Annotated in this window: 3 protein-coding genes; all 3 read right to left on the reverse strand. The window is 60.1% G+C overall.

The genetic code is table 11. From position 1 onward, the window contains the following. The coding region (locus RR842_RS12790; protein WP_332729995.1) for an MFS transporter at positions 1–882 on the reverse strand (882 nt) is incomplete at its 3' end. 241 nt (positions 883–1,123) lie between these two features. Then, complete coding sequence (locus tag RR842_RS12795; RefSeq protein ID WP_332554215.1) at positions 1,124–1,471, reverse strand: oxidoreductase; 348 nt, start codon at positions 1,469–1,471, stop codon at positions 1,124–1,126. A 14-nt stretch (positions 1,472–1,485) separates the two neighbouring features. Then, the coding region (locus tag RR842_RS12800; RefSeq protein WP_332729997.1) for a molybdopterin-dependent oxidoreductase at positions 1,486–3,682 on the reverse strand (2,197 nt) is incomplete at its 5' end.

Below are 3,682 nucleotides of genomic sequence, written 5' to 3' on the forward strand. Positions count from 1 at the left end.
GAGCGCAAAGCAGATGGCAGTACCCAGCAGGCAGATCACAAAAGGTGCCCGCATGTTCTTGAACAACTTTGCGAATACCACGGGTAGCGTCATGGAGGCGACACAAGCGATAACCGTGTTCAAGGTGGACATGTCGCCCGCAATAGCTGTAAAGCTGGGGTCGCCCATGAATGTGGTCACAGCAGCCACCATGTAAGAACCGTTGACGTTGGTCATGCCGAACACGAGAAACGCGACGATGGCGATAGCCCACACTTGCTTGTTCCTTACGACGACCCGCAGGTACTGGCCAACCGGCTCGACGGAGCGGTGCTCGCCATCGGGATGCTTGCGATACACGGCGAACCATGCAACGACGCCCACGGCCATCAACCCGAAGCTAAACCACCAGGCATCCTGGATAGCGGTCACGCGCGAGCCGAACCAGATGGCAAGCGCCGCCCCACCGGACATGCCAGCAGTGTAGACGCCCATGGCAAACGAGTTCGCGGTACCAGGGAACCACAGGCGCAAAAGCTTCGCCGAGTTCGCGTTGAGCGCCGCCACGCCCATGCCCATGAAAAAGCTCGAAGCGAACAGCGTCCAATAGTCAGTGGAGAAGCAGCGGGCAAGCGCGCCGAGAAGAGAGACAACAAAAGCGAAAGCGAATACCTTACCAAGCCCCACGCGGTCGGCCAACACGCCGCCCGCCACGCAGAACAGCACGCCTGAGAAGTATGGTATGGACATGATCATGGAGAACATCATGGGCTCGCATTGGTAGTGCTGCATGACGAGAAGAGCCGCACCGCCCGGAACGATGAACGAGAATTGCAGGCTGACCAGCAGGACAGTCATGCCGATAAGTATGGCCCATCGCCAAGGATACAGTTTTTCCTTCATTTTCTACCCCCTTGTAGAAAGTTTGGATACCCCGACAGGATCACTGCCTGCCGGGACCGGCCGGATCCATCGGAACCCTCGGCCGAAACGCCACCAGCCGGTCGTTTTACCGACCAGCCAATAACTGATGACGTAGGTTGTGAAACGTAGAGGCCGCCTGCCCGCAGCCAAACGGCGCCGAGCGCGCCGACTCGGCCGCGGGCAGGCCCGAGCCGCACCCCTGCGGCTCGGGCCTGCCGAACTATTTCGCGAAGAGCACCATCTTGTCCTTCGCAGCTGCCTTTGCCTTGGCGGCCAGCTCCTCAAGAGAGCCGTAGACCATCACGCCTGCCTGGCAGTGGTGCACGCAGGTGGGCAGTTTGCCCGCCGACGTGCGGGCTGTGCACAGGTCGCACAGGTGCGTGGGAACCGGGAGGTAATCGTACTCCCAGACACCATCGGAACACTGGCGCGGGCCGTCCTGCAGGATCTTGATGCCGAAGTCGCCCTTGGGCAGGTCGTGTTCTTTTTTGCATGCTACCTCGCAGGCGTGGCAGCCCGAGCAGTACTGATAGTCGATCAAAAGGCCGTATTCACCGGTTTGTGCCATGATCCTCTCCCCCTTTACTTGTTCTGGTCGTAGAAGCTGGGCGTGTTGCTCTTGTGGGACGGACCGTGGGTATAGCCATTCGTAGCGGTGACCTGGTAGGTGGGCTGATCCTCGAGCCGCATGTTCTCGGCCGTCGCCGGATACACCTTCGCCATGCCGCATTTGATAGGCGCGCCATAACCCGAAGGGCCGTTCTCGCACATGGGGATGAGGTTGTTTGGATTGCAGTCGAATACGCCGAACAAGCTGGGCTCGGCGGCTTCCTGCTCAGGGAACCACCAGCCATGCTCCGTGGAAATGACGCGCTCGTCGAGCGTGGTGTTGAAGCGGGCGACCTGGCGGCACTTGCCCATCTGGTTCTCGATCCACGTCCACTGGCCCTCGGCTACCCCGTATTTTGCCGCCGTGTCGGGATGGATGTCGAAGTACGGCACCGGATGCAACTCGCGGCTGGTGGTGTTGGCCTGGCGCCACTCGGAGTGGAAAAACTCGAAGGAGCGCTTACCCGTGGTAAGTACCAGTGGATATTCCTCGGCAAGCTCCGGTGTGGACACGGGGCTGGTGGGCGGCTCCTCGTAAAAAGGCAGCGCATCCACACCCCAGCTGTCGAACAGGCTGATGTAGAACTCGTAGCGGCCGGTGGGGGTCATGAAGCCGGGCTGTCCGTCGGGGCGCAGCAGGCCCTTCTCATACTTGTAGTAACGGAAGTCGTTGTAGATCATGCCGCCCTGATCTTCCAGCTCCTCCATGGTGAAGCCGCAGTTGCCCACCTGCAGGCGCCAGTTCATGTAGTCGCGGGGCTCCTGCACCCATTCGGGCCAGTTCTCGGGAGCCAGACGATGACCGAGATCGATCATGATCTGTTCGTCTTCCTTGGCCTCGAAATAGCTGGAGCACTTCGTGAGCGAGCGTACCGGATCGAACCACACGCGAATGCAGTCGCGCTCGTTGGACATGGCGCAGGGCAGCACGAGGTCGGCACAGGCCACGATATAGGGCGTCTTGAACAGATCGACCACGCAGATGAAATCCACCTTGTCCATGGCGCGGTACAGACGCGGTGCGTCCTGCCCCATGTTCGTGATGGGGTTCGCCGATTGGATCCAGAGCATCCGCACCGGGCGCGGATCGCCCTTCTCGTCCAGACCCGTCTCGATGGCCTCGAGGATGGAATCGGACTGGGAAGACGCGGTGAAGCCGTACTTCTTGAGGTTGTACTTGGAGTTACCCAGACGCTTCTCGACCATGCCCTCCTTGAGGTACTCGATGCCGGAGTTGTAGCCAAACTCAAGGCCGCAGGCCTGGTCGATGAGGATGTTGCCGCCAGGATTATCGATGTTTCCCGTGATGCCGGCCAAGCACGCGATGGCGTGGGCTGTGGGGGTGCCGATCTTGGACATGTCGACGGCGAGGCCCCATTGGATGGTGGAGGGCTGCGCCTTGGCGTAGAAGCGCGCGGCCTCTACCAGCAGGTCTTCGTCGATCCAGCAGATCTCAGCCACCTTCGACGGCGGGTATTCCTTGACCCGCTCGGCTAGGGCATCGAAGCCGTACGTCCATTTGTCGATGAAGTCATGGTCGACAAGATCTTCCCCAATGATCACATTCATCATACCCAGCGCGAGTGCGGCATCGGTGCCGGGACGCAGGCGCAGCCAATACTTCGACTTCGCAGCCATCCAGGTGAGCTGCGGGTCGATAGTAATAAGCTCGCTGCCGCGCTTCATAGCCTCGACAATCCAGTGACCCAAAAATGCGTCGGAGTTACACACCACGGGGTTCGTTCCCCAAAGAACCACGCACTCGGGAATCTTCCACTCGGGGTCGTTGTCGTAGCGTGCTTCGCGGAACTGGGACATGTCGGCAACCCACTGGTTACCCATGACCACGTAGCACAGAGCCGTACGCGGCAACATGCACGAGTCACCCGAGAGGAAGCACAGCGTAAGGTCGGGGCCGCCGAAGTTCGCGTACTGGTTGTGCGCGATGACCTGGGAGACGTTGCGTCCGGTGCCGATCATGGAGATGATGGATTCGGGGCCGGACTCCTGCTGGAACTGGCGCACCTTTTCCTCAATGATGCCGTAGGCTTCATCCCAGCTCACACGCTCCCACTTGTCCTCGCCACGCTCGCCGACGCGCTTCATGGGATATTTCAGGCGATCCTCATGATTTACAAGCTCGGGAAGCTCAAGGCAACGCATGCAGAGT

The sequence above is a fragment of the Gordonibacter sp. genome (assembly GCF_036667095.1).
Classification (GTDB): domain Bacteria; phylum Actinomycetota; class Coriobacteriia; order Coriobacteriales; family Eggerthellaceae; genus Gordonibacter.

Bases quoted from the DNA above. Each gene is read 5' to 3' on its own strand.
- RR842_RS12795 (WP_332554215.1), bottom strand. From the start codon at position 1,471: ATGGCACAAACCGGTGAATACGGCCTTTTGATCGACTATCAGTACTGC.